General features: G+C 69.9%; 4 protein-coding genes. 1 reads left to right on the forward strand and 3 read right to left on the reverse strand.

The window, feature by feature from the left end; genetic code table 11:
* A partial coding sequence (locus FV228_RS21890) for a malate synthase G (protein ID WP_246693988.1) occupies nucleotides 1-1,568 on the forward strand: 1,568 nt, incomplete at its 5' end.
* Here the strand turns inward: FV228_RS21890 and flhB are convergent.
* From flhB to fliN, 3 genes are read right to left on the reverse strand one after another with little or no spacing between them, the layout of a single operon-like run.
* Nucleotides 1,546-2,610, reverse strand: a complete 1,065-nt coding sequence (gene flhB / locus FV228_RS21895; RefSeq protein WP_147856534.1) for a flagellar biosynthesis protein FlhB — start codon at nucleotides 2,608-2,610, stop codon at nucleotides 1,546-1,548. The genes FV228_RS21890 and flhB overlap by 23 nt on opposite strands.
* 14 nt (nucleotides 2,611-2,624) lie before the next feature.
* Nucleotides 2,625-3,650, reverse strand: coding sequence for a flagellar motor switch protein FliG (locus tag FV228_RS21900; RefSeq protein WP_147856535.1), 1,026 nt, complete (start codon nucleotides 3,648-3,650; stop codon nucleotides 2,625-2,627).
* Between the two features lie 14 nt (nucleotides 3,651-3,664).
* Entirely contained in the window at nucleotides 3,665-4,057 is a 393-nt protein-coding gene (gene fliN / locus FV228_RS21905; protein ID WP_147856536.1) for a flagellar motor switch protein FliN, read from the reverse strand.
* Nucleotides 4,058-4,201: the final 144 nt, after the last annotated feature.

Below are 4,201 nucleotides of genomic sequence, written 5' to 3' on the forward strand. Positions count from 1 at the left end.
GGTTCGAGATCGGCACCACGAGCTGCGGGCCGGCGATCCCGGCGATCTCCACATCCACGTCCGCGCAGGCCCCCGACGCCCTCCTGCTGCGCCATCACGGGCTGCACATCGAGATCCGGCTCGACCGGACCGGCCCGATCGGCCGCACCGATCCGGCCGGCATCGCCGACGTGGTGCTCGAATCCGCCCTCTCGACCATCATGGACATGGAGGATTCGGTCGCCGCCGTGGACACCGCCGACAAGGTCGCGGTGTACCGGAGCTGGCTCGGCCTGATGCGCGGCGACCTCGTCGCGCACCTGCCCAAGGGCGGCCGCACCATCGCGCGGCGGCTCGCCGAGGACCGGACCTACACGGCCCCCGACGGCGGCCTCCTGACCCTGCCGGGCCGGTCGCTGATGCTGGTGCGCCATGTCGGGCACCACATGCTCACCGACGCCGTGACCCTGGACGGGGCCGAGATCCCCGAGACGATGCTCGACGCGGCGATCACCGCGCTGATCGCCCTGCACGACCTGAACGGAGCCCGGCGCAACAGCCGGGCCGGCTCGGTCTACATGGTCAAGCCGAAGCTGCACGGGCCCGACGAGGTGGCGTTCGCGGTGGAGCTGTTCGGTCGGGTCGAGGCTTTGCTCGGGCTGGCGCCCCGGACCCTGAAGATCGGCGTGATGGACGAGGAGCGGCGCACCAGCGCGAACCTCCGGGCCGCGATCGCCGCCGCGGCCGACCGCCTGTTCTTCATCAACACCGGCTTCCTCGACCGGACCGGGGACGAGATCCACACCGCCATGGAGGCCGGCCCGGTGGTCCGCAAGGATGCCATGAAGGCCACCGCCTGGATCCGGGCCTACGAGGACGGCAACGTCGATGCCGGGCTGGCCTGCGGGCTGCCGGGCCACGCCCAGATCGGCAAGGGCATGTGGGCCGCCCCCGACCGGATGGCGGCGATGCTGGCCGCCAAGGGCGACCACCCGGAGGCCGGCGCCAACACGGCCTGGGTCCCGTCCCCGACCGCGGCCACGCTCCACGCGCTCCACTACCACCGGACCGACGTGCGCGCCCGTCAGGAACAGCTCCGCGACCGGGCGCCCGCGACCCGGGCCGCCATGCTGACCCTGCCGCTCGCCACGGAGCCGTTCTCACCAGAGGCCGTCCGCGAGGAGCTCGACAACAACTGCCAGGGCATCCTCGGCTACGTGGTCCGCTGGATCGACCAGGGCGTCGGCTGCTCGAAGGTGCCCGACATCCACGATGTCGGGCTGATGGAGGACCGCGCCACCCTGCGCATCTCCAGCCAGCACATCGCCAACTGGCTGCGGCACGGGATCGTGGACCGCGCGCAGGTCGCCGAGACCCTGCGCCGGATGGCCGGCATCGTGGACCGCCAGAACGCCGGCGACCCGGCCTACCGGCCGATGGGACCGGGTTTCGACGGGCCGGCCTTCCGGGCCGCGCAGGCCCTGGTCTTCGAGGGCGCGGCCCAGCCGAACGGCTACACCGAGTTCGTCCTGCACCGCTACCGCCGGGCGGCGAAGCGCAGGGGTTTCAGCGACGCTTGCGCGTCATGACGTAGACCAGGAGGTTGGCGACCGCGCGGTAGAATTCCGCCGGGATTGCCTGGTTGATCTCGACCGCGTCGTACATCGCCCGGGCCAGGGTCTTGTCGACCACGATCTCGATCCGGTGCTTCTCGGCGATCTCGCGGATGCGCAGGGCGAGCAGGTCCTTCCCCTTGGCCAGCACCATGGGGGCGTCGCTCTCCGCCTGATCGTAGCGCAGCGCGATGGCGTAGTGGGTCGGGTTGGCCAGGATCATCGTGGCCCGGGGCACGGCGGCCATCATCTGCTTGCGCAGCCGGTCCTGCGCGATCGAGCGCATCTTGGCCTTGACCAGCGGCTTGCCCTCGGTCTGCTTGTATTCGTCCTTGAGATCCTGGCGCGACATCCGCAGGTCGCGCTGCCACTTCACGCGCGTCCAGACGAGATCCCCGGCCACCAGGGCGATCGTCGCCACGCTGACGGCCGACACCAGCCGGACCGACAGGTTGAGAAGCAACTCGGGCAGGCCGATCGGATCCTCGAACATGATATTGACGATCTCGTGTCGGTCGGCGCGCAGGATCATGGACAGGACGCCGCCGATGGCCAGGAATTTGAGGAGGCTTTTCCCAAATTCGATACCGCCCTGAAGGCTGAACAATCTACTCCACCCGCTGGCGGGCGAGATGCGCGACCATTGCGGCCGGATGCGCTCGCCCGCGAAGCGCGGCACGTTCTGGAACACCGAGGCGGCGAGCCCCGCCGCCATCAGGATCACCAGCATGGGCAGCAGGAGCCGCCACATCGTGAAGGCCAGGGCGACCAGGAGCTGCTCGGCATCCTGGCCGGTGGCCAGGGAAAAATTCCGCGGCTGATCGAGGAGCAGGGTCAGGTCCCGGACGAACGGGGCGCCGTGATCCCGCACGATGAAGACGAGGATGAGCAGCGTCGCCAGGATCGAGGCGAAGATCGGCGCCTCGCGCGAGAACGGGACGTTCCCCTTCTCGAGCGCCTCATGGATCTTCTTCTCGCTCGCGGCCTCGGTCTTGCTCTCCTTATCGTCGTCCGACATCGCCCCCGACCCGCTCAGCTGAAATAGGTGTCTTCCGCCTCGGCCTGGTTGAGTTCGATCTCGCCGCGGGCGGCCATCTCGAGGGCCTGGTCGGTGATCGAGCGGCGCGCGTCGAGCACGTCGCGCTGGGAGGCCGGCTCGCCGCCCTCGAGTTCGTGCTCCACGAGGCGGCGCGTGCGGGCCGTCATGGCGCCGAGCACGACGTTGCGGAGCGTGCCGCTGGTGCCCTTCAGCGCCAGGATGACCTTCTCGGGCGAGACCTGATCGAACAGGGCCGTGCGGGCCCGGGGCGTCATGTTGATGATGTCGTCGAAGGTGAACAGCAGGCTCTTCAGGATCTCCGCCGACTTGGGACGCGATTGCGCGAGGCTGTCCAGGACCTCCTCCATGCCCTGGCGCTCCATCTTGTTGATGATGTCGGCCATGCGCGCATGGGTGTCCGCACCGGAATTGCGGGCCTGGTTGATCATGAAGTCTTCGTGCATCGTCGACTCGATCATCTTCATCGTCCCCTCGACGATGGGCTTGAAGGTCAGCATCCGGCGCATGATCCCGTTGCGCAGGGGCGGCGGAAGCTGGGCCATGACCTTGGCGGCGCAGGCCGGCTTCACCTTCGACAGGATCAGGGCCGCGGTCTGGGGATGCTCCTTCAGCAGGTAGGCCGCCAGGGCCGCCTCACCGCCGTTCGAGATGCGGTCCCAGACCGAGCGCTCGCCCTGGCCGAGGACGTCGGCCATGATGCTGGCGATCATCTCGGGGGGCAGGTTGCCCTCAAGCAGCTTCTCCATCTCGCGGGCCGTCCCGATCAGGTTCGCCCCGTCCGAGAAGAAGGCGGTCACCTGCTCGATGATGCCCTCGAGCTGCGGGCGCGAGACCGGTCCGAGCTGCGCGACGGCGCGGGTGATCTGCTTCAGTTCCGCGTTGTCGAAATACTTGACCAGACGGCTCGCCGTCGCCTTGTTCATCGCGATCAGGACGGCCGCCACCTCCTCGGAGGGGCTCAGGACGCGCGTGACCTTGGTGGCAGGGCCTACGGCCATGGCGATGCGTCCCGTCAGCCGTTGGAATCGGCCGTCGCGGGCCCGACGATCTCGGTCAGCGACACCCCGAAGCGCGAGTTGTCGTCCTCGACGACGACGACCTCGCCCCGGGCGATGATGCGGCCGTTCACGACGATGTCGACCGGCTCGCCGACGCGGTGGTCGAGGGGGACGATCGCGCCGCGCCCGAGCTTCATCAGGTTCGCCACCGGCATGGTCGCCGAACCGAGGACCACCTGCATCAGGACCGGGATGCGGAGGATCGAATCGAGGTTCCGGCCGGAGCCGGCCTGCTCGTCCCGCGCGCGGTGCTCCTGGGCCTGGGCCTCGATCTTCGCGAACAGGCTCTCGCTGTGACCGCCGGCGCCGTGGTCGGTCTCCGGATCCGGAAAATCTGAGGGGGACATATGGTGGGCTCCTTGAGGAAGTCGGGGTCGGCGCCATAGCGGCGGCGGCCGGTGCCGGGGGCGGGCGGCCGCGGGGGGGGGGGGCGGGGGGGGGGGGGGGGGGGGGGGGGGGGGGGGGCGGGGGGGGCGGGGGGGGGGGGGGGG

Source organism: Methylobacterium sp. WL18 (assembly GCF_008040015.1).
Taxonomy (GTDB): domain Bacteria; phylum Pseudomonadota; class Alphaproteobacteria; order Rhizobiales; family Beijerinckiaceae; genus Methylobacterium; species Methylobacterium mesophilicum.